We start from the raw sequence: 26,773 nt of genomic DNA on the forward strand, positions 1-26,773 counted from the left end.
TAATTACCTGCTTTTTTTAGTACGTACGTTTTTTATAAATGCCTTTTCCGCCAACTTGGTTCCAGCCAGATTGTACATCTAAACTTTTGTTAACAAACTTCATTTTTTCTTTCCCACCAAAGAGTTTTTCACCGATGCTATTTGTAATGACACCAATCAATGCTGTTATTCCGATGATGAGGGTAGCAACAATGATAAAATCAGTAAAAAAAGCGATCATATGCAAATTCCCCCTTTGTCTGTCTGTATTTTTATTGTATGAGATAAATGGTAAAAAAGAAAGAAATGTCAGAAAAATATTCGATTTACTTTAGAAAGCATATAGACATGAGCGGAGAGATTTGTTAAAATAAGAACAAATGTTCCTTTTTGTTTCTAACCTTTAGAGTCTTACATTTCTCAATTGTTTTGTTGGGAAAAGGTAAGAAAACGCTCTCTTTTTAATGGGGAAGATTATGAAACTGTAATTGTATATCAAGTGAAGAGTATTGTATAAAGTAAGTATCAAAAGGGTTGAAGACCGTTGTTAAAGGACAGTTTTACTGAGTATAATCATGTTGCATAGCAGTGGAGTACACGGAGAAATTTTCTCAACTAGCAGTAAATTCACTGTATATTTCTTGCAAAAACTATTGTATAATGATTATAGAAGTTACTTATTAAAAGTAATTATTGTTGCTTACATGAATTGCGATTTTTTACTTTGCTATAAGACAAGTTATCGCGAAAAATTGCGGAAGTTAGAAATTTAAACTGTAATTAGTACAGAATTTGTACTCTTTAAGGAGAGTGAGCTTTGTATGGTAACATTATATAGTTCTCCAAGCTGTACGTCTTGTAGAAAGGCGAAATTATGGCTAGAGGAAAATCATATTCCTTATACAGAACGTAATATTTTCTCAGATCCATTAACGATTGATGAGATTAAAGAGATTTTACGTATGACAGAAAGCGGAACGGATGAGATTATTTCTACTCGTTCAAAAGTTTTCCAAGAATTGAATGTGAACTTAGAGTCTTTACCACTTCAAGATTTATATAAGATGATTCGTGACTATCCAGGTATTTTACGTCGTCCAATTATGATTGACGAAAAACGCCTTCAAGTAGGTTACAACGAAGATGAAATCCGTCGTTTCTTACCACGTACAGTAAGAACGTTCCAATTACGTGAAGCACAGCGTCTTGTAAATTAATTATAATAATATGAAAACCTTCTACCTATTATAGAGTAGAAGGTTTTTTTTTACTGTTTAACATTACGTAATCGCACTTGTTGAACGATAAAGCCTATGCATAAAATGGTGAAAATGAACAAATAAGGGATACTTGTGGCAAAACTAGGATTATGATGAAAAAACGTTGCAAGTCTGTCTTCATGTGTAATCATTTTTCCTGCTGTATAGGCGAGAACTGCTGCTCCGCAATAAATGAGAAATGGAAAGCGTTCCATGAGTATTAAAATAAGTTTGCTTCCCCAAATGATAATCGGGATAGAAATGAATAAACCGATAATTACGAGTGAAAGTCTTCCGTGAGCTGCTCCTGCAATGGCAATAACATTGTCAAACCCCATAACGAGATCCGCGAATACAATTGTACGCACAGCTTGGAATAAAGTCGTTTTTCCTTTGATAGAAGAAAGATCGTTGTTATTATCAGTGAGTAAATTGACCGCAATTAATGTAAGTAAAATTCCGCCGGTGAGTTGTAAAAATGGGATATCAAGTAAATAGACAGCTAGTATCGTGAGGAGAATTCGTAGCACAATTGCTAACATAGTACCAATCAAAATGGCTTTATTTCGTTTTGCTTCAGGTAAATTTCGGCTAGCTAGTGCGATGACAATTGCGTTATCGCCACCTAGTACAACATCGATACCGACAATCATTAGTACAGATGTTAAAAACTCTAAGTCCATTCGTCTGCCTCCATTTATGATGTTTTAATAAGCGAAATATATGTATGTGGTGAAGAAAGTTTGTCTAGTTTTGATCCCGCGCTCCCAGGGACAAAATAATCACCTCTAATAGAAGTTTCACTTTATTACAGTGTACGAGGGAATATGGGAATGTATGTCCAAATTTTTTGCGAACAGTGAATTGGTATAATGGTATATTTATTTCGATTGGTGCGAGCTAATAATCAGTGGAGGATGAAAAAAATACTGATTATTGTTTCACTTTATGTAAAAAGTCGAATACAGATAGGTATATAACTATTTTTGTAAAATAAATCGATTTTATTTCCCTTCTGGAGAATCTTATCATAAAATGAGAGTACAAGAATCTATTGTTTTGTCATATGAGTGGGGAATCCCTTCATAACAATTCTAAGCAGGAAGGGAGCGTTGTATTTTGGATATTGAAAGAATTAATGACCATACGATGAAATTTTTTATTACGTACATTGATATAGAGGACAGAGGGTTTAATCGTGAAGAAATTTGGTATGATCGCGAACGAAGTGAAGAGCTCTTTTGGGAGATGATGGACGAAGCTCGTGATCATGATGATTTCTTTATCGATGGGCCGTTATGGATCCAAGTGCAAGCAGTCGATAAAGGGATTGAAGTACTTGTAACGAAAGCGGAGCTTTCAAAGGATGGACAAAAGCTGGAGCTACCAATAGGTGTAGACAAAATTATAGACATTCCTCTAGATGAAGGTATCGAATCATTATTCCAGCAAGAATTAGTGGAAGAGGTAGAAGAACAAGTAGGAACAAACTTTAATGAAGATGGTACGTTTGGCTTTTTAATTAAGTTTAATGATTTTGAAGATGTTATTTCATTAAGTCATCGTCTTATCTTTGAAGATATAAAAGATGAATTACATTCATTTGAGGACCGATATTATGTATATGTGGAATTCGATGAAGTGCTACATGATGAAGAAGAAATTGATCGTATTTTAAGTATTGTTTTAGAATATGGAGAAGAATCTACTTTAACGATTCACCGTGTAAGTGAGTATGGGAAACAGGTTGTGAAAGAGCGTGCGCTTGAGACAATTCGCAACAATTTCCCTCCTAAAATGTAGGCCGATTTCTATAGTATGAAATCGGCTTTTTTTATGAAGAATAGGAAGGCTTTCTTAGTAAGGAGGTAAGAGATGAAAAACACGTTAAAACTACTTTTCTTTTTTCTACTATTGTTCGCATTATTTGTTTCATTACGCATGTTTATTGATGTAGCATTTTATTCGGATGTCATTGGGATAAAGGATGTTTCTATTTTAGGTATTATTAGTATTTTATTTACGGTTTCCGCATTTTTAATTGGATGTGTTATTTTCTTAGAAAACCGCCATCCGTCTAAAACACTTACGTGGTTAATCGTACTAGGTATTTTTCCGGTGTTCGGTTTCTTTGCTTATCTTTTATTTGGACAAAATTTTCGTAGAAAAAGAATGTTCCAAAAGAAGGCATTACTCGATGAACAGGCGTTTTTACAATATAAGGGACACGAAGATTACGAAGAACGGATTTTACGAAATCATAAGCATCAAGAATTGTTATTTCGTTTAGCAGATCGACTAGGTGCTTTAAATATTTCATTTCAAACTGAAACGAGGACATTAACAAATGGAGACGAAACGTTTCAGGCAATTTTAGATGGGTTAAATCGAGCGAAACACCACATTCATATGGAGTATTACATTGTGCGTGATGACAAGCTCGGTACAGAAATTAAAGATATTTTAATAAAAAAATCAAAAGAAGGCGTTGTCGTTCGTTTTTTATACGACGCGGTTGGAAGCTTTAAATTATCAAATTCGTATATTGAAGAATTGAATGATGCAGGAGTAGAAATGATTCCATTTTTCCCTGTGCGCTTTCCAATTTTAAACGATAAAATTAATTATCGAAACCACCGAAAAATCGTTATTATAGATGGAAATGAAGGGTTTGTAGGTGGATTAAATATTGGTGATGAGTATTTAGGGAAGGATAAATATTTCGGTTTTTGGCGAGACACGCATTTATATTTACGCGGTGAAGCAGTTCAAAGTTTACAGCTAATTTTCCTTCAAGACTGGTTTTATATGACTGGTGAGGCGGTATTAGCACCTGAATATTTACAAGCGGAAGCAGTTGAGGGTGATCATTGGGGCGGAGTCCAACTTGTTGGAGGTGGACCGGATAATAAATGGGAAACAATTAAACATTTATATTTTGCAATGATTGCTTCAGCTAGGAAATCGATTTGGATTGCAACACCATACTTTATCCCAGATGATGATATTTTATCTGCATTAAAAGTAGCTGCACTTGCTGGTATTGATGTTCGTTTGTTAATGCCAAGTAAGCCAGATAAGCGGACTGTCTTTTATGCATCAAGATCGTACTTTCCGGAGTTATTAGATGCAGGAGTAAAAATATATGAATATGAAAAAGGTTTTCTTCATAGTAAAGTTGTCATCGTGGATTCTGATCTCGCATCAATTGGGACAGCTAATATGGATATGAGAAGTTTTCATTTAAACTTTGAAGTAAATGCCTTTTTATATGATACAGGTAGCATTCGAAAGCTCGTTCAAGATTTTAAAGACGATTTAGAAGAATCCAGTGAAATTCATGTTGACCGATTTCATAAGAGACGTCTTCATAGGCGGATTGTTGAATCGACGTATCGGTTATTATCACCTTTATTATAGAAAGAGATGTCCTAATTTAGGACATCTCTTTTTTTGAGAGGAATTTGTAGTAAATTGTAGAATACAAGAAGTTGAAAGGGTGTGATGGTGGATGTTTATTGCAAGGAGAGAAAACGGAGAGAAAATTCATCTATTATATAACCGGGATGAAGAACGTTTACGCGAAATGCGTAAACGAGAAAAATTCTTTTGTACAGCTTGCGGAAAAGAAGTGCAAATGAAATTAGGAACACAAAAGAGCTGGCATTTTGCTCATAAGAAAGTGGATTCATGTCTTACCTTTTATGAAGCAGAATCTATGTATCATATGCACGGTAAAGAATTGTTATATAGATGGCTGAAACGTCAAAATTTTCATGTGGATATAGAGCATTACCTTCCAAAAATCCAGCAAAGACCAGATGTTTTCGTAGAGAGAGCAGGTAGGGAAATTGCGATTGAATATCAATGCGCCAATCTCTCCATAGAACAGCTTTCTAAACGAACATACTCGTATTGGCAAGCTGGTATACAGGTCATCTGGATCATTGGTGGAAATCAATTAAAAAAGCAATCTGCATATTGGATGAAATTTTCCTCACTTCTGGCTTTCTCCTTACAATCTTATCCTCAGCCATTTCTTATTTTCTTCTGTCCGAAACAAAAATCGTTTATGAAATGCGCATTTATCACTCCGTTTTCTACAAATGTATCTTTCTCACATACTATTTATTTACCAACTGATACGACTACTGTTGACATGCTCTTTTCCTCTGTTCCTTTCCAAAAAGAGGTATTAGGACAAGAATGGAAGAGAAAAAAGAACCATTTTCGGCAAAATGCTCTATCTATCTGGAATTATAATCATAAGTCACTACTCCGCCTCTTATATCAATATAAATGTACCCCAGCGAGCTTTCCTTCTGAAATCGGTGTTCCGCTCCCATCTGCGTTTGCTTTTCAAACAAATCCATTTACATGGCAAGCTTTTCTATACATGAAGTGTATAGGTGAGCTTGCGGTAGGGAATTGTATTTCCCTTCAATATGTGTGTAGTTATGTAAAAAAAAATACGAAAATGCGCTTACTTCCGTACTTTTCACGACATATATGGAAAGTAGCGGTTACTGAATATATGACTTTTTTATGTTTTGTAGGCGTGTTGCATAAAGTAGGGACTTATACGTACCGAAAAATGAGGAATATAGTTATGTTACAGGCGGAGGAGGAAGTTAGGAAATATGATGAGATTTGCCTAACTTATGCGCTATCTCTATTTGAGACAAAGTTCAACATGAGAGAAGAAAAAGGGGATATAATAAAGAATGAACGTGAAGGAATTACATAAGAAAAACAGAATTGTACTTAAGTAGAGATATTTAAAGGAGGGCTTACAGAATGTCTGAACAAAATAAAGCAAAAACATTACCAGATCGCAATGAGATTGAAGAAGCAAGCACATGGCGATTAGAAGATATTTTCCAAACAGATGCAGAATGGGAAAAAGAATTCCAAGCTATTAAAGAGCTATTGCCAAAGTTAACTGAATTTAAAGGGAAGCTTGGCGACTCTGCAGACAATTTGCTTGAGGCATTGCAATATGAAGATGAAATTTCAATGCGATTAGGTAAGCTATATACATATGCACATATGCGTTACGATCAAGATACAACAAACTCTGTGTATCAAGCACTGAATGATCGCGCAACAAATTTATACTCACAAGTATCTAGTAGCACAGCGTATATCGTACCTGAAATTTTATCTATTTCAGAAGATACATTGCAAACATTCTTACAAGAAAATCGAGAACTAAGTGTATATGAGCATGCATTAGAAGAAATTACACGTCAACGCCCGCACGTATTATCTGAGGCAGAGGAAGCGTTATTAGCAGAAGCATCTGAAGTGATGAGTGCATCAAGTAATACATTCGGTATGTTGAATAATGCGGATTTGAAATTCCCATCTATTAAGGGTGAGGATGGAGAAGAGGTAGAAATAACACATGGCCGTTACATTCAGTTTTTAGAAAGTGATGATCGTCGTGTTCGCGAAGATGCATTCAAAGCTGTATTTGAAACGTATGGGAAATTTAAGAACACATTTGCAAGTACGTTAAGCGGGGCAGTGAAACGTAATAATTTCAATGCACGTATTCGTAAATATGACTCTGCTCGCCAAGCAGCATTAAGCAATAATAATATTCCTGAAGCAGTATACGATCAACTCGTTGAAACGGTAAATGACAACTTACATTTATTACACCGTTACATTGATATTCGTAAGCGTGCACTAGGACTTGATGAGCTTCATATGTACGATTTATATACACCACTTGTACAAGAAGTGAAAATGAATGTGAAGTATGAAGAAGCGCAAGACCTGTTATTAAAATCTTTAAACGTACTTGGTGATGAATATGTTGAAATTTTAAAAGAAGCATATGAAAATCGCTGGGTAGATGTGTACGAGAATAAAGGCAAACGAAGCGGAGCATATTCATCTGGTGCATACGGAACAAATCCGTATATTTTAATGAACTGGCATGATAATGTAAATAATTTATATACACTTGCTCATGAGTTTGGTCATTCGGTGCATAGTTATTACACAAGAAAGACACAGCCACACGTATACGGTGATTATTCAATCTTCGTTGCAGAGGTAGCATCAACTTGTAATGAAGCGCTTCTAAATGATTATTTATTAAAAACGACAGAAGATAAAAAAGAGCGTCTATATTTATTAAATCATTATTTAGAAGGATTCCGTGGTACTGTATTCCGTCAAACAATGTTTGCAGAGTTCGAGCATATCATTCATAAAAAAGTACAAGAAGGACATGCGGTTACGCCAGATATGTTAACGGAGATTTACTACGATTTAAATAAGAAATATTTCGGGGATGCTTTAGTAATCGATAAAGAAATCGGTTTAGAATGGTCTCGTATTCCGCACTTCTATTACAACTATTACGTATATCAATACGCAACAGGATTTAGTGCAGCGACAGCTTTATCTAAACAAATTTTAGAAGAAGGGCAACCAGCAGTAGAACGTTACATTAACGAATTCTTAAAAGCGGGAAGCTCCGATTATCCAATTGAAGTGTTGAAAAAAGCAGGAGTTGATATGGCATCTCCTGAACCAGTGAAAGAGGCACTTCAAGTATTTGAAGAGAAATTAAATGAATTAGAAGCGTTATTATTGGAAGAAAAGTAATGAGAAAAGACGAGGGGTTTTATCCTCGTCTTTTTTGTTTGAAAATGTATTTTGTCGATATTTGTCGATAAAATAAGGAGGGTTTCCTTACTTTTTCTAAATTAGAAGGCAGTTTTACAGTTGATTTTTGTAATTAAAATCCTTTAAATCGTTTTCTATAGTTGAAATAAGAGACAGCGATGACGATAACTCCGAATAAAAGAGGAAAGGCAATAATTTTAGGGAAAGCTTGTAATAGAGAGAGGATATACAAGAAAAAAGAAACAATAACACATAGAAAGATAAGAAAAATATGAGATTTTTTCATAAGGAAACCTCCTAAATTGCTTTTTTTATAGCTTATTCAAGAATGAAAACGTTTAGAATGTGACAAAAATGTGAAATTCGACAAAAGGGGTTGTCATTTGGCGTCGAATCTTGTAATATAATAAGCGTGAACGAATTCACATACAAACATATACCCCTTTGTTTGAACGTGAAAATTTCTCCCATCCCCTTTAATATTTTTATAAGCCGTAAAGAAAAAGACCTGGTGTTTACACCAGGTCTTTTTCTTTTGCTATCCATTTCCAATAACGCTCGCACTTCACTTCAATCATTTGTACTTTTCGTTTTAGTTGTAATTTTTTTAGTTCGCGCTCTATTTCTTGCTGAGGGCAGTCATATATAAATGAGATTTCCTTTGAAGAAATAAATTGTGTTGCTTCTAGTAATACTTCTAAAGGAGGTAATGGTTCTGGTTCAATTTCGCATTTTACCAGTTCTTTTAATAGCTGTACGTATACATCATAGGAATAAATCCCTGTGATTTTAATACCTTCCTCATCTGAATTTGCATGAAAAAATAGGAGGGAAGGTATTTCTGTAATATGCATCTCATTTGTGAATTTTAGGTCGCATTGGAAAGCTTTTTTTGCGCTAACTGAGTGTAGGTCTTTTTTAAATTCCTCTACATCAATGCCACTATCTTTAGCACATGTAAGCAATAATTCACAGTCAGGGTTTGATACATTTTCAAGAAAAATGTATTCTTGGAGTTTTCGCAAAAACTTCGAACCTGCTTTTCGGCCTTGCAACTCCGCCGCCTTAATTGCCATCGAAACTAAATACGGTGTTGACGACGCCTCTTGCATATGTACTTTTCCATCACATGAAAAACCTTGTAAACTAGTTGTCTTTTCCCACACAAATCGAATATTAGCAGGTTTATTCCATTTGTGTGAGGAAGCGTTTGCCCCGTCCACTTTTCCTGTTACTATATGACGAATAGAGAAGTATTTCCCATACTCAAGCCATAGTTTAATAATAAATGGCTCGATATCCCAGCAATCTTTACAAAGTGGATCAATAAATAAATATGCTTCTACAGATTTATGCTCGCATGTGGAAGGAGAAGGCATATTTATATGCTTTGCTTCCTGCTTATCCATTACACTTCACCTGTTTCATTTGGAGTATTGACCATATGTTGAGCAGTTAATGCTAAACGTTCAAAAACAAACTCTCTTATATGACCGTGCACTCCTGTATCATCCATTGCTTGCTCCATACATGACAGCCAAGCTTCTGCGCGTTTTGGAGTAATCTCAAACGGAAGATGGCGTGCTCTTAGCATAGGATGCCCATGTTCTTCAGTGTATAAATTAGGACCACCTAAATATTGTGTTAAAAATTGTTTCTGCTTCCTAGCAGTTTCTGTTAAATCATCCGGGAAGATCGGAGATAAGTCAGGGTGTTCACTGACATAGGAATAAAATGTATCCACTAATGTTGCAATGCATTGTTCACCGCCGATTGCTTCAAATGGTGTCATCGGTTGCTTGCTCATCCTTTATAAACCCCTTTTTCCATGAAATGTATGTCTATTGTAGCAATGGAATGTTATGAAGAGCAACTAAACAGCCTTCATAACATTCTTTGCTTATTCTATATGTTGCTAATAAATCTTTTACTTTTCAAAAAGGTGAAACATAGCCACCAGTAAATCACTTCTGCACTGATGGAAATTTTACTTTAGCGCTCTTCGTTTTGTTTGGCAAGGAAAAAGCGTTTTACTTTGTTGTTTGTATGACGAACTGGTACGTTATGTTGCTTTAATAACCTTATAAATGCTGCTTTACCGGTCTTTTCATCTTGCACTTCGTATTCAATTTCATAATCATCGTGATTGTAATAGAAACTATGATCAAAGACAAGCGTTCCGCCTTCAAATAATATTTCAGCTCTTTCTGTTGTTAAACTACCCATATAAGTTAAAGAGGAAACGGGAATTTGTAATTTGTGTAGCTGATCCATTACAGTTCCTTGAATGATTGTGTTTGTTTCCATCATAAGTTGTGCTTCTTTTTCTGTTACAGACTGATGAGTTTCTAATAAACCAATTTCAGCAGGTTGTTTTAATGTTAATGTATAAGTTCCATCTTTATGACGAATACGAAGTGCAGAGCCCGTATCTTTTAAAGAGAAGTGAGGCGTTTCAAAGTAGTGATTTACTTGTTTTGTAAATGCTTCAATAGAAAAAGATTTGCATAATGTTTGGAATTCTTTCTCTGTAACCATATTTTTAAATTCAATTTCAATTTCTTGTGTCATTGTATGCGCTCCTTTTGAAAAATAATTCTTTCCACATTATCGCTTTTTCGCAAATTTGGTTCAATGTTTTATTTGTTTGCGTCCATGTTATGATACAATAATACTGTTAAGTAAGACAGGAAGTTGAGATGGAGGAGTTCGAGTATGCAAAATAAAATTCAAGTTAAGAGCGTAGAAACGAGAGAGAATGCGCTTATTTTTTGTGCGGAAAATACTGAAATAGAGGTAAAGGAGTTAAGTGCGCGTAATCACGTACTTGTAGACTCAGACAATTTATCATTTTTATATATCTTAGAAAATGAATCATCTTTCATTTATGTAAGTATTCCGCATACATGCTGGGAAGCAGTGCATGAAGCGATGAATAAAGATACAGCGATGTTTATTCGCGTGAATGATGTTGAAATAGAATTAGAAGGATTAAAAGAAGAAGTAGAATATTTAGTTGAAAATATTGAAGGTAATGCAAATTACGGAGAAGAACTAGTAACTGCTGTAGAAAAAGTGTTTCTATAAGCAAATGGATTGATTTTGGTGGTGGTTGAAATGAATCGTAATTGGGAAGAATTTTTAGCACCGTATCACCAAGCGGTGGCGGAGCTGAAAGTGAAACTAAAAGGAATGCGTACTCAATTTGCAATGTTAACGGAGCATTCTCCAATTGAGTTTGTAACAGGAAGGGTAAAGTCGGTTGCAAGTATTATTGATAAAGCGGAGAAGAGAAATGTACCGCTAGACCGAATTAGAGAAGATATGCAGGACATCGCGGGCCTTCGAATGATGTGTCAATTCGTAGATGAGATTAAGCCTGTTGTAGAATATCTTCGAAAACGAAATGATTTTGACATTGTAGAAGAACGTGATTATGTAACGCAAAAGAAAGATAGCGGCTATCGCTCTTACCACGTTGTCATTAGTTATCCTGTTCAAACGATACAGGGGGAGAAAAAAGTGTTAGTTGAAATTCAAATTCGCACGTTAGCAATGAATTTTTGGGCAACGATTGAGCATTCTTTAAATTACAAATATAGTGGACGTTTTCCTGAAGATATTAAAATACGCTTACAACGTGCAGCGGAAGCGGCATTTTTATTAGATGAAGAAATGTCTTCCATTCGTCTTGAAATTCAAGAAGCGCAAAAGGTCTTTTCACGAAAGCAGGAAACGAAAGATTCTGAATCATAAACTAAAGGGTGTTGGGCGATGAAATTTACAATTATGTCAAAGGGAGATCAATCATCAGATACACTAGCAAGTACGATGAAAGAATACTTGTTAGATTTTGGGTTTACAATGGATGAAAAGGAACCTGATATTGTAATTTCTGTTGGGGGAGATGGAACGCTTTTATATGCATTCCATCGTTACTATAATCGATTAGATGAAACCGCATTTGTTGGTGTACATACAGGGCATTTAGGTTTCTATGCAGATTGGTTACCGACGGAAGTAGAGAAGTTGGTGATTGCAATCGCTAAAACACCGTTCCAAGTGGTGGAATATCCACTTTTAGAAGTGATTATTCGCTATGTGAATGGTAGTAAAGAGTCGCAGTATTTGGCGATGAATGAAGCGACTGTAAAAAGTGCAGAAGGTACATTAGTAACAGAAGTGGAAATACGCGGAGAGTATTTCGAAACGTTTCGCGGAGATGGTCTTTGTATTTCTACTCCTTCAGGAAGTACCGCGTATAATAAGGCGCTTGGCGGAGCAATTATTCACCCTTCTATTGAAGCGATTCAAATTGCAGAAATGGCATCTATCAACAATCGTGTATTTCGTACGGTAGGTTCGCCGCTCGTACTGCCGAAGCATCATACATGCGTTTTAAAGCCGGCTGCAGGAATGAACATGCAAATTACCGTGGATCATTTGACGATGGTTCATCAAGATGTGAAATCAATTCAGTATCGCGTTGCAAACGAGAAAGTACGATTTGTTCGTTTCCGTCCGTTCCCATTCTGGAAACGTGTTCGTGACTCGTTTGTTGCAGATAAATAGAGAGGGTTTATATATTTGAACAGATTTACATTGAAATGGGATATAGGGCTGGCTGAAGAGGGAACTTTAGTTAGAGAATTTTTGAAAACAAAAGGGATTTCGAAAGCTGCTTTAACGGATATAAAGTTCCGCGGGGGAGCAATTGAAGTAAACGGTCAACACACAAGTGTTCGTCACAAGTTACAAGCTGGTGAAGAGTTACAAATCTTTTTTCCAGTGGAGGAAAGAAGTGAAGGGATGGAAGTGGAAGATATCCCTTTATGTATCGTATATGAAGATGATGCGGTTCTTGTTATAAATAAAGAAGCAAATATGTCGGCGATTCCGTCTAGGGAGCACCCGTCAGGAAGTATTGCAAACGCTCTTTTATATCATTATGATAAACAAAATCTTGCAAGTACGGTGCACATTGTGACGAGGTTAGACCGTGATACTTCAGGGCTTATGTTAATTGCGAAAAATAGATTCGTTCACCACCTTTTATCGAAGCAGCATCAACAAAAAGGGGTGAAACGAACGTATGAGGCAATCGTTCATGGGACTATTTTAGAAGAAGTAGGAACGATTGACGCGCCAATCGGACGAAAAGCGGATAGTATTATCGAGCGAACTGTCTGTGAAGATGGTCAAAGAGCTGTTACTCATTTTAGAGTGATGGAGAGTTCTTCCGATAAGACGCATGTAGCGCTTGAGCTCGAGACAGGAAGAACACATCAAATTCGTGTACATATGGCATATATAGGAAATCCGCTACTTGGGGATGATCTATACGGTGGCCAAAGAGATGTGATAAAACGTCAAGCGCTGCATAGTACATCTTTGACGTTTTATCATCCTATTTTAGAAAAGGGAATGACTTTTACCGTAAGTATCCCAGAGGATATGCAATACGCTTTACATAACAATTAAAAGGGAACAAAATTCTTATCATAAAAAGAATTTTGTTCCCTTTTTTTAGCGAAATAATATTAAAATTTGATTTTCACCAGTACGTTTTATAACGAAAAAGCCACTTTCAGCTTTCGTGGCAATGCCGTCATCATTCGGACGACAATATCCGTGTGTTTCGCAAGTGCCGTCATCACGTACTAACATTTGTCCAATTAATCCGACAGGAAGCCACTCAGTACGGTCTCTTCTTGATATATACTTACAAGCTGGATCCCATTCTGTATTTAAAAGAGGTCGTATTTCTTGCGTATCCGTACGCGTATATTGACGTTTTCCGAAGCTATCTGTTTTATAGCGTTTTTGCCAACTTAAAGCACCGCTATTTCCTATGAGAGCAGGAGTAGCGCTGGATATGCCTAATATGAATGTATCATTTGAAGTAGCTTTTCGAATTTTTTCTTCGCTACTAAATGTAATGAAATAGCCGATATCAATAGGGCTATGATCTGCTGCCTCAAACATTTGTGCAAAATCAGTACCACCTGCATTGTAAGAAGCACCATCGATATACATTTCTCCGTTATGGGCAAGCCATTTGGCACCTATATTATAATCAGTGTCATTTGTCCCATTTGCGATAAACCAGGAATAAGCTTCTTCTGCTGTACCAAATTTCCCCATAATATGGCTGCCTGCAAAATTAGCTGTTGATGTATGATTTCCTTCCGCATGAGATGAGAATCCGTTAGCGATAGTTGCGGTTCCTTCTGCATGTGCTGCTTCGCCCAAAGCAATTGCATGTTTTCCTTCTGCATGAGAATAAGAGCCGCCTGCTGTCGTTTCACTTCCTTCGCTATGCGAACTATGTCCAGTTGCCTTTGTTTTTGTGCCTTCTGCATGAGAAAAGGGACCCGTTGCATGTGTAAGAAGCCCTTCTGCATGTGAAGCGATTCCATCAGCTTTAGATTGAAGTCCTTCTTTATATGCGTGACGAGCTCCTTTGTTATTTTCTTTTTTTATAGGTGTAGGTACAGGAGCCTGAATAGGGGCGAATCTTTCTATTTGTACATCGTTGCCCGAGATTAATGCTTCTTTTATTTTTTTTACTTGATTTATAATAGTAGCTGGAATTTCTGGTTGTACTTTTTCCTTTATTGCTGCAGGAATGTTTTCTTCTATATTTTCTTGTATCTTTTCCGAATTAAGCACAGGTTCATCATTATTAGAAGCGAGCTTCTTTTTTTGTTTTGCTTTTATTTTCCTGCTATCTATAATTCGCCTCATAACAGCATTTTCTAAAGAGATATATTTTTCTCTCGGTTTGCTTTTTTTTGATGACTCTTGTTCTTCTATTTCTTCTATAGCTGCCGCTCGAATACTGCACCAGTTGTTAATTCCATACATGGGATGGTATAAAGGGTGGAATTTTCTTTTTTGTTTAGAAGATTTTTTCTTCATTCCGTCACCTCCTGCGACAGTATATGCCGTGCAATTAAAAAAAGATGCACTTTATTGCATCTTTTTTTAATTGCTTTATCTAGTTTTAGTGTGGAATATGTCTAGAAAACACCATGATCCTCTGCAAATCGTGAATTGTATTAAGTAGAGGTATTTATCCCGATTGGTGCGGGCTAATAATCAGTGGGGGATGAACAAAACCCCCACTGATTAAAGTTTCACTTTATGAAATTGGGCGGAACTTTTCAGGGACAAAAGGTAGGGAAGAAGGGACAGAAACGGTCTCCAACTCAGGGTAACGTAGTCCAGTTAGTTTACCACCAAATACAGCACCAGTATCAATATTGACTGTATGATTCACAAAGCGAGGTTCATTGACAGGTGTATGTCCATAAACAATCCATGTTTCACCCTTATACTCTTTCGCCCAATCTTGGCGGACAGGTGAGCCGTCAGGGTGTTTTTCGCCTGTAATATCACCATATAATACAAAGGTTTGTACTTTTTTATCTTGTCTTCCTATGTAATCTTGCCGAATACCAGCGTGACAGACGGTTAATTTTTTTTCATCCAGTATGTGATATAGCGGTGATTGTTCGTAAAGAGTAATGAATTTTTCTTTTATTATTTGTTGCTTATTAGAAGGCAATGCTTCATATTCTGCAACAGTTGTTTCGAGCCCATGAGCGATTGTAACATTACGTCCAAGGAAGAAACGATACAGTTTATTGCAGTGATTCCCTGGAGCATAATAAGCATCTTTTCTATTTATTACGAGCTCCCATACAATTTCAATCATCCGTAACGAATGAGGACCTCGGTCTGTAATATCACCAACGAATGCAAGCCTTCGTTTTGCGGTATGAATTGGGATACCACTATCCCAGCTATACCCTAGTTTCGTTGTTAAATCTTGAAACTCTTGGAAGCATCCGTGAATATCACCTATAATGTCATATTTCATATTTAAACCTCCAGCTCATTTTTTCATTAGTATATCTAAAATGGACATAGAAAAAAACCATACCGTTTTTCGATATGGTTCATTTAAACATAAAGATTTTAGTTCTTGAGCGTACGTTTAAAATAAATCCAATAGCAACCATATATGTGAGCAGTGAACTCCCGCCGTAGCTCATAAGCGGTAACGTTATTCCTGTAATAGGGAGTAAACCAATTGTCATCCCAATATTTTGGAATACTTGGAACGTAAACATTCCAATTGTACCAGCGCAAATATAACTACCGAAAGGTTCATTGCTTTCTAAAGCGATATGGATCATTCGGTAAATGAGTAAGAAAAAAAATGAAATAATAACACTTGCTCCTAAAAAACCGAATTGTTCAGCGATATTTGTAAAAATAAAATCTGTATGTGGCTCTGGAAAATATACTTGTCTATTTTCCCATCCTTTTCCTTGCATCTCTCCTGATCCAGTAGCTAAAAATGCTTGTCTTAATTGATATCCTTGTGCGTCATATTCATAAGGTGCAAGCCAACCATAGAAGCGATTTAATTGATATTCTTTTAGAATGTGCTCTTTAAAGAACTCTGTATGCGTGAAATAAATATATGTTAAGGTAGAGCCTATGGCGAAAATACCGGAGGTTAATCCGAGGATAAAGCGCCAACGTATACCAGAAACTAAAACCATTGTTGCAAGCATCGCTGAAATGACCATTGTGTTTCCTAAATCAGGTTCTTTTGCGATTAGAAGTAGTGGAGGTAAACTAGCTGCAAATATTTTTAAAAGTAAAATGAAATCTTCACGAGTTGTCCGAAAAAGGTATTTTTCATTATGATTCGCTATAATTCGTCCAACGACGATAATCAAAAATAATTTCATGATTTCAGAAGGCTGAAAGTTTCCGATGCCTGGAAGTCTGTACCATGCGGTAGCCCCTTTAATTGTAACGGCGCCAGGAACTTGAAGTTCTAGGCCAATTAGAAGTATGAGTGCAAAGCTATATAAATACCAAGCAATTTGTTTATATCGATCGAAATCAATAACCATAATAACACCAATGGCGATAAATCCAATGGCATACCATTGGATTTGTTTTAATACAAAATTTACGTTTTGTAAAAATGGTGGTAAAGAAGCTTGTGCACTTGCGATAGCAAAGCAGCTAACAATCCCAATGGCAAATAAAATGAATATTAATATGTAGTCTATTTGATATTGAGTGTTCGGATCTTTCACTGTATGAATTCCTTTCTACTGCTCTCTATATTAGTGGGTTTTAGTTGGTGCATCACATAGTTTAAAAAGAATGTATGAACTATACGCATTATTCACGTAAAGCTCACACATTTTATTTTCGCAGAATAGACTAATGATGTAGCTCTTTTATAATTATGTCCAAACAATGGGAAAGACGTACATGTGCATCTGGAATGAGGTTTGGTAGCTGGCTATAATATTCTAAGGAATTTTTACACCATTTATAAGCGCTAATTAGACCTAGTCTATAATCTGTATTATCTTGTAAAAATCCGTATTCTTTTGAAGTTATAACGAGGTGCGTAAAATCCTCAGATCCTTCAAGGAGCTTGCTGTGTATTTGTTGCCCAGTATGGTAGCGAAATTGGCTTAAAGGTTCGGATATGTATACTGCGTCTCCTTTAGAAAGTAAGGAAATCCATGATGCCATATCGACACTACAAGAATAGTGCCTTCCTTTTAGCGTGCCGAAAGGTTCAGTGAGTAACTGTTTTCTAAACAGAATAGTTGTAGGCTCACCGATAATGTTATGTCCACCTTTTAACATCCAGTCGCCTAAAAATATTCCGTTTAATTGAATGTCTTCGCTATATAATCTTTGTGTTGGATGAGCATCTCCAATTAAATTCCCGTGATCATCAATACGTACTCGATAAGAAGTTATAAGAGCGAGATTTTTATTTGTGTCTTGCTCAAAATAAGCCATCATTTTTTGTATTTTATGATTATAAAACACATCATCGTCCATTAAAAAATTTATATACTCCCCATTAGATTTCTCTAAGAGCATAAGATCGTTATGAAATTGTCCTAAAGTAGTGGTATTTCGAATGTATGTTATGTTTTTATAATTAGGTAAATACTGTTCATTTATTAAGATTTCTGTTTCATCATCTGTACTATCGTCTCCTATAATAATTTCAATGTTTGGATAAGTTTGTGCTAATGCACTTTCTAGAGCAATTTTGAAATAATGTGGTCGATTATAAGTGGGAATAAGGATGGAAACGAGAGGTGACTTTTTTTTATTATTCATACGAAACTACCTTTCAGAAACTTTTTTTGTAAGAACGATATCTTGATAACTTGTATACTCATTTCTGCCGCACCATAAACCATAATGCGGTTTATTAATTACCTCTAAGCCATGTTTATTTAATAAGGTGCGGATATCTTCTTCAGGATAGGCAACTGCGAAATTAGGAATATCTTTATTCACAACGTAACAATTTTCAATTTGATGATAAAAACCTAATGTACTTAGCCCAGAATTTAAGTAATAGGATGATTCAGGGTTAATGAGAAAGAAGGTAATAAAACATCTCCCATCTTTTTTTAGAACACGTACAATCTCAGATACGTAATGTTCTAATTCTTTCGGAAGGAGATGGGTAAATACAGAAGTTAAAAAAATAAAATCGAATGAATCGTCTTCATATGGAAATTTGTATTGAGAAGCATCTTCTTTTCCTTCTGGGTTGTAGAATTGATTATATATATCAACGTGTTCAAAATGGAAATTGCTACGGGCAGCTGAAATATTATTTTTGCACCATGTAATGCCATCTTTAAATAAGTCAAATCCATAATAAGCTCCATCATCACTTAAGTAATTCATTAATGGGACCGCCATTCGGCCGACACCACAACCTACATCTAACACTGTTTCATTGGATTTTAAACTACCAATTTGAATAAAATACTTTATGAATTCTTTTCCAACCTTTTGAAAGTCGCCCCCTACATATTGGACGAGTTCGGGAGGTGGGATTAATGCGATTTTTTTTTCAAGCTCGCTCATAATTTCACTCCTTCCTTGTAGTAAACAGGGAACCAACATTTTTAATATGCAGCTACCATTTTATAGTGGGAGGGGAAACGATATTAGAACTGTTGCGATATGTAAAAAGCTCCCTAGAACAACTGGAAATAGTAATGGGAGCCTTTGTTTTTATTTATCATGCTATTGGCGAAGGCCAATAATTAGTGTGAGATGGAGAAACCTTAACTGAATAAAGTTTCGCCCTATTCTTTTCGCCAATAAACCCCGAATACATCAATTTTAGTAATAGGAGCTTTTAAGTTTCTTTGATTTCTAAAGTCTGTCACAGCCTCAGCGCATGGTGGTAGTCCGTAATCATCGATAATTATATAGCCGCCCTTAGAAACTTTATCGTATAAGTTTACGAGACCATCCATCGTTGATTCATACATATCACCGTCAAGGCGAGCAATCGCAATTTTTTCTATCGGTGCTGAGGGTAAAGTATCTTTAAACCAACCTTTTAAAAACTTTACCTGGTCATTTAATAAATCGTATTTTCTAAAGTTTTCTTGTACTTGTTCTAAAGAAACACGTAAATAATCAAAGCTGTGTAAGTAATCGCCGAAATCTCTCGGGTATTGTTCTATATTTGGTGTTGGGAGGCCCTCAAATGAATCGGCAACCCATACATTGCGATCAGTAATGTTGTTTGCTTGTAAAAAACCATTCATAAAAATGCACGATCCCCCGCGCCACACACCTGTTTCAATAAAATCACCTTCTATATTTTCACGGACAACTGTTTCTAATGCTTCATGTAATTGATTCATGCGTTCCCGGCCGATCATACTGTGTGCTGCTCTTGGCCAATCCATTCCGTCTTGACGTTCGCTTTTTAAAACGTTAGGTTTAATAATTTTTAAATTATGATTTTCTGCATATTGTTTAATAAATAAAGGGAGTGGAACTGTAACGGGTTCGTATGGAAGTTCCTTAGATATATGTAACGAAGCAGGTAAATATGGCTCATACTCTAGCCATATTTCAAACAGAATTGTTTTCTTTAACAACTCGAGATAAAGCTGGACAGCAGATTTATTTTCCATATAGATGCCTCCTGCGAAATGTCATACAACAATATGATTATGTAGGTAGTGAAGGTTTCATGATTGAATTCATAATTGAAAAAGCAGTAAAACTGATATCAGTTTTACTGCTAAGTAAAAAATTAAGCAATTTTTTCAATAATAATTGATGCACTAGTACCAAGAGCTAGCGATAAGCCAAGTCCTGTAACAACTGCTTCAACCATTGATGGAGTTATTGTAATTTGTGTAATCGCTTGGATAACGAGAGGTGCTCCAAGTGAGATTAAACTTGTTCCGGCACCTGGTACATTGACACCGTTAACTTGAATTGCAAGGCTACCTAATACACTTACTAATGCAGTATATGCGATAACAGTAATTTTGTAGAATCCAGTTTCACTTATGATGAAAGTATCGGCATCTAATTGAGAAATTGCTGTACCAAACTGAGATCCAACAGTATTAAATGGTACTGGCTCATTAATTCCAAGAGCTACGCTAATTGTAGCAGAGTTAAATGCGTACAATCCTGCTGGAAGTCCTAATCCAGATGGCCCAGTCGGTCCAGTCGGTCCAGTCGGTCCAGTGGCACCAGTGGCACCAGTGTCTCCAGTAGGCCCAGTAGGTCCAGTTGCGCCAGTGTCTCCAGTAGGCCCAGTAGGCCCAGTAGGTCCAGTTGCGCCAGTGTCTCCAGTCGGTCCAGTCGCGCCAGTTGTACCAGTGTCTCCAGTCGGCCCAGTAGGCCCAGTAGGCCCAGTAGGCCCAGTAGGCCCAGTAGGCCCAGTAGGCCCAGTAGGCCCAGTAGGCCCAGTAGGCCCAGTAGGCCCAGTAGGCCCAGTAGGCCCAGTAGGCCCAGTAGGCCCAGTAGGCCCAGTAGGTCCAGTCGGTCCAGTAGGTCCAGTCGGTCCAGTAGGCCCAGTAGGCCCAGTAGGCCCAGTAGGTACGGTAGGTCCAGTCGGTCCAGTAGGCCCAGTAGGCCCAGTTGGCCCGGTTGGAAGTGTAAACGGTGGTATTGGTGGTAAAGTTGGACCTACAAGATTAGGATCAAATGCACTAGCTGATAAGAATTCATCAGGATTTAAGCCATCTGAATAATTATTATTTGACATAAATTCACCTCCATAAAGCTTTCATTATATAGTAGATGCAAAATCGCAAGAAAATGACACGGACATTTGAATTATTAAAAAGAAATCTTAAATAGCTTGAACAAGTTAAAAAAATGGAAAGTTTATTGTATGTATAACATATGATTGAGTTGGAAGAGGGTGATTATGTTGAACAAGCAAGGAATTACAATTAGTCTATGTATGATTGTTCGCGATGAGGAAAATACAATAGATCGATGTTTGGACGCGGTAGAAAAAATTGTTGATGAAATTATTGTAGTTGATACAGGATCCACTGATCGAACGAAGGAAATTGTAGCAAAATACACTTCTAACATACACGATTTTCCGTGGGTTGATGATTTTGCGGCAGCTAGAAATTTTGCGTTTTCAAAAGCAACGCAAGAATATATATTATGGTTAGATGCTGATGATGTGTTATTAGAGGAAGCTCAAGAATCACTGAAAACATTAAAACGAGAGTTAGATGGTAAAGTTGACGCTGTTTCTATGCCTTATTATCTTGTAATGGATTCTAATGGGAAACCTTTATATTGCACAAGAAGATACCGACTTGTAAAGCGTGAAAAACAATTTCAATGGTTTGGAAAGGTGCATGAGTATTTAGCTGTTTCTGGTGAGATTTACAATAGTAATGTCGCCATTACACATAAGAAAGAAAAAGAAATAACGAATCGTAATTTGAAAATTTTTCAAAATGCTGTAGCAGCCGGAGAAGAATTAAGCCCGAGAGATTTATTTTATTACGGTAATGAATCTATGGATAATCAAAAATACGACGATGCGGTTCTTCTGTATGAAACATTTCTTAATCAAGAGGAAGGATGGCATGAAGAGAAAATTTATGCATGTGGTAAGTTAGGAGATTGTTATGCGAAGTTAGGAGACTGGGAGAAGGCAGTTGAAACTTGTACGAAGTCGTTTCGTTATGGTATTCCTAGAGGAGAGAATTGTACAAGAATAGGATATATATATATGGAACAACAAAAGTATAATGAAGCGATATTTTGGTTTAAGCTAGCAACTGAAGTGCCGCTAGCAGAGGATAGTCCTTTTCACAGTCCGGCTAGTTATACGTGGATTCCATATTTACAAATGTGTATTTGTTATAGCAGATTAGGAGATCAAGATAAAGCTTATTATTATAATGAATTGGCAGCTTCTTATGTTCCGAATAATGCTGCGATTGAATATAACCGTAAATATTTTAGAGGCATCTATGATAAACAATATAAAATGTAATTTGTTCTATTTTTAGGAAATGACTTGTCGCTATTCTAATGATAGTAGAATGGCTATATATTAGATTATCGGTAATGCAACCAATAGAGATGGCATCCTTTGTAGAATATCTTTTGTTTATATTTCAAATTCAATTTGCATAAGGAGTGTGTGAAATGAATCGGGAGAAAAGTTCTTTATACGAAGAAAAATCTGAACATTATTATAATGCGATAAACCCTAATTTATTCAAGCATATAAAAAAGGAATGGCAAGAAGTTCTTGATATTGGTTGCTCGAGCGGTGCATTAGGAGCGGCTATAAAAGAAAATGGAGCACGTGTATCAGGAATTGAGGCGTTCCCAGAGGCTGCCGAAAAAGCGAAAGAAAAACTAGATCATGTTATTTTAGGTGATATAGAAACAATGGATCTTCCTTATGAGAAGGAACAATTTGATTGTGTCATATTCGGGGATGTATTAGAGCATTTATTTGATCCGTGGGCTGTTATAAAGAAAGTAAAGCCATATATAAAAGAAAATGGTGTGATTTTAGCTAGCATACCAAACGTTGCGCACATTTCAGTATTAGCTCCCTTACTCGCTGGAAATTGGACGTATACAGAATATGGATTATTAGATAAAACGCATATTCGTTTCTTTACTTTTAATGAAATGCTAAGAATGTTTTTAAAAGCAGGATATTCTATTAGTAAAGTAGATCGTGTATATGTTGATCATAAAATATATGAGCCACTTATTGAAGAGTTATATGGAATTTGTAAAAAGTATCGTCTTGGAAGTGGCTTCATGGCTGAGACAGTTGTATTTCAATATATTATTGAAGCAGAAAAATCACAATTATGAGTGCTGCAGAAAAAACAATACTATTTGTTACATGTATAAATGATCGGAAATTGTATGCACAATGTGCGCGACATATATTGAAATTGGCAGTACCTCCTGGGTATACTATACAATTTATGCCGATTCGAAATGCAAAAAGTATGACGAGCGGATACAATCAAGCCATTTCACATCCAGCGAAGTATAAAGTGTATTTACACCAAGATGTCTTTATTATAAATGGAGCCTTTCTATACGGATTAATTCAATTATTTGAGGAGCATGAACATCTTGGGATGATTGGGATGGTTGGATCCCAATATGTTCCTCCAAATGGTGTATGGAACGAAGGGCGTGGGATTGTCGGGAAAGTCATTGGTTATATGAACGATTTGTTTTATATGGCAAGTTTAGAGCAACCATTTCATGAATCGAAAACATTTATTCCTGTGGAATGTATTGACGGTTTATTGATGGCGACACAATATGATATTCCGTGGCGAGAGGACTTATTTGATGGGTTTGATTTTTATGATGTATCCCAATCTTTTGAATTTAAAAAAGCTGGGTATACAGTCGGTGTCCCTGTGCAGCGTGATGCTTGGTGTATTCATTATCATTTCGATGTAAATATGACGAACTATGAAAAGTATAGAAAAGTATTTGTAGAGAACTATATGTCAGATGTGAATAAGGAAGAATAGAGGGCTACAAAATGAAAGATCATACAATATTAGTTGTTGTTTGTGTAAATAATGAAGAGCTTTTCGAGCAATGCGAAAGGCAAATAAGAAACATTGTTGTTCCCCCTGGCTATGTAGTGCAAATTTTTCCGATACGAGATGCGAAAAGTATGGCAAGTGCGTACAATCGAGCACTTTCATATCCGGCGAAATATAAAGTATATATACATCAAGATACTTACCTTATTAATCGTGATATGTTTTGTACCCTCATTTCTCTTTTTAAAGAAAATGAAAAGCTTGGTTTAATTGGAGTAGCTGGTGCTCAGTTTTTACCGAGTAACGGGATATGGTGGGAAGGGAAAAATTTAGTAGGGAAAGTGATTGAGTACAGAAGACAGAATTATCAATTATTAAATTTAGATCTGGGGTTTTATGGAAATAGATCTTTTATGTCAGTGCAAGCAATCGATGGTTTACTCATGGCAACGCAGTATGATATTCCGTGGCGAGAGGATTTGTTTCAAGGATTTCATTTCTATGATGTGTCACAGTCTTTAGAATTTCAAAAGGCTGGATATTTAATTGGTATCCCTAATCAAGCAAATCTATGGTGTATTCATTACAACGGAGATGAGTTTGATGCGGATACATATGAGAAATACCGGGAAATTTTTGTGGAACATTATAAAGAGGTGCTATCTCCATCATAAGGGAGAGATGAAGGATGAAAGGGATTATTTTAGCAGGCGGGACAGGATCGAGATTATATCCAATAACGAAAGTAACGAATAAACATTTACTTCCCGTTGGGCGGTATCCGATGATTTATCATGCGGTATATAAGCTGAAGCGATGTGAAATTACAGATATTATGATTATTACCGGTAAAGAGCATATGGGAGATGTTGTGAGCTTTCTAGGAAGTGGTCAAGAGTTTGGTGTATCCTTTACGTATCGTGTGCAAGATAAGGCGGGTGGGATTGCGCAGGCACTAGGACTTTGTGAAGATTTCGTAGGAAATGATCGGATGGTAGTTATATTAGGAGATAATATCTTTTCAGATGATATTTGCCCGTATGTTGAAGAGTTTACAAGTCAAAAAGAAGGGGCTAAAGTGCTGCTTCAATCTGTAGAAGATCCCGAGCGATTTGGTGTAGCGCATATTCAAGGCCGAAAAATAATTGGAATTGAAGAAAAGCCGAATGAGCCGAAAAGTTCTTATGCTGTTACGGGAATTTATTTGTATGATTCGAAAGTCTTTTCTTATATAAAAGAATTAAAACCTTCCGCAAGAGGGGAACTTGAAATTACAGATATAAATAATTGGTATTTAAAACGAGGAGTACTTACTTATAATGAAATGAGCGGCTGGTGGACTGATGCGGGAACGCATGCTTCTCTTCAAAGAGCGAATACGTTAGCGCGGGATATAAACTTTGGGAAACAGTTTAATGGAGAATAGGTGAAAATATGAAAGTTGTAGAAACAAATTTTACCGATGCGAAATTGTTAGAACCGAGATTGTTTGAAGACGAGCGAGGTTTTTTTACTGAAAGTTATAATAAGAAGATGCTAGAATCGTTAGGGATTACGCATTCATTTCTGCAAGATAACGTATCTTATTCAGCGCATTCGGGGACGATTCGAGGGCTACACTTTCAAAAAAATCCGAAAGCACAAACGAAACTCATTCAAGTTATGCAAGGTGCAATATATGATGTTATCGTTGATTTGCGAAAAGATTCACCTACATTTAAAAAGTGGAGAGGTTATATTTTAAGTGCGGATAATCATAGGCAATTATTAGTGCCGAAAGGATTTGCTCATGGTTTTTGTACACTTGTACCTCATACAATTGTTATGTATAAAGTAGATGAGTATTATAGTGCTGATCACGATTCCGGTTTGCTTTGGGAAGATAAAGAATTATCAATTCCATGGCCGGTAACAAATCCTATCTTGTCCGATAAGGATCGAATATTACCATTACTTCAGGAATATGAAGATAGTTTTTAAGTAGGAGAGTTGTTTATGAATATATTAGTTACAGGTGGAGCTGGATTTATTGGAAGTAATTTCATTCACTATATGTTAAAAAACTATGAAACATATAAAATCATTAATTACGATGCATTAACATATAGCGGGAATTTAAATAATGTAAAGTCTATTCAAGAAAATCCTAACTACTCATTTGTAAAAGGGAAAATCCAAAATGGAGAGCTGCTGGAACATGTTGTTAAGGTATGTGACGTGCAAGTAATTGTAAATTTCGCAGCTGAATCACATGTGGATCGTAGTATTGAAAACCCAATTCCTTTTTATGATACGAATGTAATAGGTACAGTCACGCTGTTGGAGTTAGTGAAAAAATATTCACATATTAAACTCGTGCAAGTATCAACAGATGAAGTATACGGTTCTTTAGGGAAAACAGGAAAGTTTACCGAGGAAACCCCGCTAGCTCCTAATAGCCCATATTCTTCAAGTAAAGCGAGTAGCGACATGATAGCCTTATCTTATTATGAAACGTATCAATTACCGGTTATTATAACGCGTTGTTCTAATAACTACGGACCGTACCAATATCCTGAGAAATTAATTCCGTTAATGGTTACGAATGCTCTTGAAGGAAAGAAACTACCATTATATGGTGATGGATTGAATGTAAGGGATTGGCTGCATGTAACGGATCATTGTAGTGCAATTGACACCGTTTTGCATAAGGGATGTGTAGGAGAGGTGTATAATATCGGCGGAAATAACGAAAAAACAAATGTAGATGTTGTGGAACAAATTATAAAACTTTTAGGAAAAACGAAAAAAGATATTGAATTTGTAACAGACCGTTTAGGTCACGACCGTCGCTATGCGATTGATGCACAAAAAATGAAGAATGAGTTTGAATGGGAACCGAAGTATACGTTCGAACAAGGATTAAAAGAAACGGTGGAATGGTATAAAAACAATGTGGAATGGTGGAAACCACTAAAAGAAAAGTAAGGGGCA

At 36.2% G+C, this 26,773-nt stretch carries 29 protein-coding genes; 16 read left to right on the plus strand and 13 right to left on the minus strand.

The window, feature by feature from the left end:
• Positions 1 to 16: 16 nt before the first annotated feature.
• Complete coding sequence (locus JFU23_RS21635) at positions 17 to 220, minus strand: hypothetical protein (protein ID WP_000559981.1); 204 nt, start codon at positions 218 to 220, stop codon at positions 17 to 19.
• A 580-nt stretch (positions 221 to 800) separates the two neighbouring features.
• Here JFU23_RS21635 and spx point away from each other — a divergent pair.
• Positions 801 to 1,196, plus strand: coding sequence for a transcriptional regulator Spx (gene spx / locus JFU23_RS21640; protein ID WP_002011348.1), 396 nt, complete (start codon positions 801 to 803; stop codon positions 1,194 to 1,196).
• A gap of 50 nt (positions 1,197 to 1,246) precedes the next feature.
• Here the strand turns inward: spx and JFU23_RS21645 are convergent, their stop codons facing one another.
• The gene (locus JFU23_RS21645; protein WP_002011349.1) at positions 1,247 to 1,921 is read right to left on the minus strand and encodes a TerC family protein; all 675 of its coding nucleotides are present in this window, start codon (positions 1,919 to 1,921) and stop codon (positions 1,247 to 1,249) included.
• Positions 1,922 to 2,357: 436 nt separating this feature from the next.
• Here JFU23_RS21645 and mecA point away from each other — a divergent pair, with 436 nt between their 5' ends.
• The 4 genes from mecA to pepF all read left to right on the plus strand — a co-directional run bounded on the left by mecA (position 2,358) and on the right by pepF (position 7,862).
• Positions 2,358 to 3,041: an adaptor protein MecA gene (gene mecA, locus JFU23_RS21650; RefSeq protein ID WP_002011351.1), complete on the plus strand. Its 684-nt coding sequence runs from the start codon at positions 2,358 to 2,360 to the stop codon at positions 3,039 to 3,041.
• Between the two features lie 72 nt (positions 3,042 to 3,113).
• The gene (locus JFU23_RS21655; RefSeq protein ID WP_002064255.1) at positions 3,114 to 4,658 is read left to right on the plus strand and encodes a cardiolipin synthase; all 1,545 of its coding nucleotides are present in this window, start codon (positions 3,114 to 3,116) and stop codon (positions 4,656 to 4,658) included.
• Positions 4,659 to 4,749: 91 nt separating this feature from the next.
• Positions 4,750 to 5,985, plus strand: a complete 1,236-nt coding sequence (locus JFU23_RS21660) for a competence protein CoiA (protein WP_201032681.1) — start codon at positions 4,750 to 4,752, stop codon at positions 5,983 to 5,985.
• Positions 5,986 to 6,035: 50 nt separating this feature from the next.
• Entirely contained in the window at positions 6,036 to 7,862 is a 1,827-nt protein-coding gene (gene pepF / locus JFU23_RS21665) for an oligoendopeptidase F (RefSeq protein WP_201032682.1), read from the plus strand.
• Between the two features lie 133 nt (positions 7,863 to 7,995).
• Here pepF and JFU23_RS21670 read toward each other — a convergent pair whose 3' ends face one another.
• From JFU23_RS21670 to JFU23_RS21685, 4 genes are all read right to left on the minus strand, one after another.
• Positions 7,996 to 8,169, minus strand: coding sequence for a hypothetical protein (locus tag JFU23_RS21670; RefSeq protein WP_000748141.1), 174 nt, complete (start codon positions 8,167 to 8,169; stop codon positions 7,996 to 7,998).
• Positions 8,170 to 8,398: 229 nt separating this feature from the next.
• A complete protein-coding gene (locus JFU23_RS21675; RefSeq protein ID WP_002011359.1) occupies positions 8,399 to 9,292 on the minus strand; it encodes a ClpXP adapter SpxH family protein in 894 nt (297 codons plus the stop codon).
• Positions 9,292 to 9,690 carry a globin domain-containing protein gene (locus tag JFU23_RS21680; RefSeq protein WP_000043388.1) on the minus strand — a complete coding sequence of 133 codons (399 nt, stop codon included), beginning with the start codon at positions 9,688 to 9,690 and terminating at the stop codon, positions 9,292 to 9,294. Before JFU23_RS21680 ends, JFU23_RS21675 begins: the two co-directional genes overlap by 1 nt.
• A gap of 185 nt (positions 9,691 to 9,875) precedes the next feature.
• The gene (locus tag JFU23_RS21685) at positions 9,876 to 10,454 is read right to left on the minus strand and encodes a CYTH domain-containing protein (protein ID WP_201032683.1); all 579 of its coding nucleotides are present in this window, start codon (positions 10,452 to 10,454) and stop codon (positions 9,876 to 9,878) included.
• Positions 10,455 to 10,598: 144 nt separating this feature from the next.
• On the opposite strand from JFU23_RS21685, the gene JFU23_RS21690 reads away from it, so the two are divergent.
• Genes JFU23_RS21690 through JFU23_RS21705 form a run of 4 tightly spaced genes read left to right on the plus strand, consistent with a single transcriptional unit; the run spans position 10,599 to position 13,364 of the window.
• On the plus strand, positions 10,599 to 10,970 hold the full coding sequence (locus JFU23_RS21690) for a UPF0738 family protein (protein ID WP_002030390.1): 372 nt from the start codon (positions 10,599 to 10,601) through the stop codon (positions 10,968 to 10,970).
• 30 nt (positions 10,971 to 11,000) lie between these two features.
• Positions 11,001 to 11,639, plus strand: a complete 639-nt coding sequence (gene yjbM, locus JFU23_RS21695; RefSeq protein ID WP_002125951.1) for a GTP diphosphokinase — start codon at positions 11,001 to 11,003, stop codon at positions 11,637 to 11,639.
• 18 nt (positions 11,640 to 11,657) lie between these two features.
• A complete protein-coding gene (locus JFU23_RS21700; RefSeq protein WP_002011365.1) occupies positions 11,658 to 12,455 on the plus strand; it encodes an NAD kinase in 798 nt (265 codons plus the stop codon).
• Between the two features lie 15 nt (positions 12,456 to 12,470).
• Entirely contained in the window at positions 12,471 to 13,364 is an 894-nt protein-coding gene (locus JFU23_RS21705) for an RluA family pseudouridine synthase (protein ID WP_087995517.1), read from the plus strand.
• A gap of 45 nt (positions 13,365 to 13,409) precedes the next feature.
• Here JFU23_RS21705 and JFU23_RS21710 read toward each other — a convergent pair whose 3' ends face one another.
• From JFU23_RS21710 to JFU23_RS21740, 7 genes are all read right to left on the minus strand, one after another.
• A complete protein-coding gene (locus tag JFU23_RS21710; RefSeq protein ID WP_201032684.1) occupies positions 13,410 to 14,804 on the minus strand; it encodes a peptidase G2 autoproteolytic cleavage domain-containing protein in 1,395 nt (464 codons plus the stop codon).
• Positions 14,805 to 15,027: 223 nt separating this feature from the next.
• On the minus strand, positions 15,028 to 15,768 hold the full coding sequence (gene prpE, locus JFU23_RS21715; protein WP_078178313.1) for a bis(5'-nucleosyl)-tetraphosphatase PrpE: 741 nt from the start codon (positions 15,766 to 15,768) through the stop codon (positions 15,028 to 15,030).
• A gap of 79 nt (positions 15,769 to 15,847) precedes the next feature.
• Entirely contained in the window at positions 15,848 to 17,008 is a 1,161-nt protein-coding gene (locus JFU23_RS21720; protein ID WP_002030401.1) for an FtsW/RodA/SpoVE family cell cycle protein, read from the minus strand.
• A gap of 130 nt (positions 17,009 to 17,138) precedes the next feature.
• Entirely contained in the window at positions 17,139 to 18,065 is a 927-nt protein-coding gene (locus tag JFU23_RS21725) for a glycosyltransferase family 2 protein (protein ID WP_201032685.1), read from the minus strand.
• A 6-nt stretch (positions 18,066 to 18,071) separates the two neighbouring features.
• On the minus strand, positions 18,072 to 18,830 hold the full coding sequence (locus tag JFU23_RS21730) for a class I SAM-dependent methyltransferase (RefSeq protein ID WP_201032686.1): 759 nt from the start codon (positions 18,828 to 18,830) through the stop codon (positions 18,072 to 18,074).
• A gap of 224 nt (positions 18,831 to 19,054) precedes the next feature.
• Positions 19,055 to 19,900: a TylF/MycF family methyltransferase gene (locus JFU23_RS21735; protein ID WP_002064272.1), complete on the minus strand. Its 846-nt coding sequence runs from the start codon at positions 19,898 to 19,900 to the stop codon at positions 19,055 to 19,057.
• 122 nt (positions 19,901 to 20,022) lie between these two features.
• A complete protein-coding gene (locus JFU23_RS21740; protein WP_201032687.1) occupies positions 20,023 to 20,991 on the minus strand; it encodes a BclA C-terminal domain-containing protein in 969 nt (322 codons plus the stop codon).
• A 165-nt stretch (positions 20,992 to 21,156) separates the two neighbouring features.
• On the opposite strand from JFU23_RS21740, the gene JFU23_RS21745 reads away from it, so the two are divergent.
• The 7 genes from JFU23_RS21745 (at position 21,157) to rfbB (ending at position 26,767) form a co-directional block, all read left to right on the plus strand.
• Positions 21,157 to 22,254, plus strand: coding sequence for a tetratricopeptide repeat-containing glycosyltransferase family 2 protein (locus tag JFU23_RS21745; protein WP_002125963.1), 1,098 nt, complete (start codon positions 21,157 to 21,159; stop codon positions 22,252 to 22,254).
• A 155-nt stretch (positions 22,255 to 22,409) separates the two neighbouring features.
• Positions 22,410 to 23,099 (plus strand): class I SAM-dependent methyltransferase, encoded by a 690-nt coding sequence (locus tag JFU23_RS21750; RefSeq protein ID WP_002125965.1) that lies wholly within the window; start codon positions 22,410 to 22,412, stop codon positions 23,097 to 23,099.
• Complete coding sequence (locus JFU23_RS21755; RefSeq protein ID WP_002140852.1) at positions 23,096 to 23,782, plus strand: glycosyltransferase family protein; 687 nt, start codon at positions 23,096 to 23,098, stop codon at positions 23,780 to 23,782. Before JFU23_RS21750 ends, JFU23_RS21755 begins: the two co-directional genes overlap by 4 nt.
• Before the next feature lie 11 nt (positions 23,783 to 23,793).
• Positions 23,794 to 24,474 carry a glycosyltransferase family protein gene (locus tag JFU23_RS21760; protein WP_003187995.1) on the plus strand — a complete coding sequence of 227 codons (681 nt, stop codon included), beginning with the start codon at positions 23,794 to 23,796 and terminating at the stop codon, positions 24,472 to 24,474.
• 14 nt (positions 24,475 to 24,488) lie between these two features.
• Positions 24,489 to 25,226 carry a sugar phosphate nucleotidyltransferase gene (locus tag JFU23_RS21765; protein WP_002030415.1) on the plus strand — a complete coding sequence of 246 codons (738 nt, stop codon included), beginning with the start codon at positions 24,489 to 24,491 and terminating at the stop codon, positions 25,224 to 25,226.
• Positions 25,227 to 25,234: 8 nt separating this feature from the next.
• The gene (gene rfbC, locus JFU23_RS21770) at positions 25,235 to 25,780 is read left to right on the plus strand and encodes a dTDP-4-dehydrorhamnose 3,5-epimerase (protein ID WP_002011381.1); all 546 of its coding nucleotides are present in this window, start codon (positions 25,235 to 25,237) and stop codon (positions 25,778 to 25,780) included.
• A gap of 15 nt (positions 25,781 to 25,795) precedes the next feature.
• Positions 25,796 to 26,767 (plus strand): dTDP-glucose 4,6-dehydratase, encoded by a 972-nt coding sequence (rfbB, locus tag JFU23_RS21775; RefSeq protein ID WP_201032688.1) that lies wholly within the window; start codon positions 25,796 to 25,798, stop codon positions 26,765 to 26,767.
• The last annotated feature ends 6 nt before the right edge of the window (positions 26,768 to 26,773 follow it).

The organism is Bacillus sp. TH50 (genome assembly GCF_016650565.1).
In the GTDB taxonomy this organism is placed as follows: Bacteria; Bacillota; Bacilli; order Bacillales; family Bacillaceae_G; genus Bacillus_A; species Bacillus_A mycoides.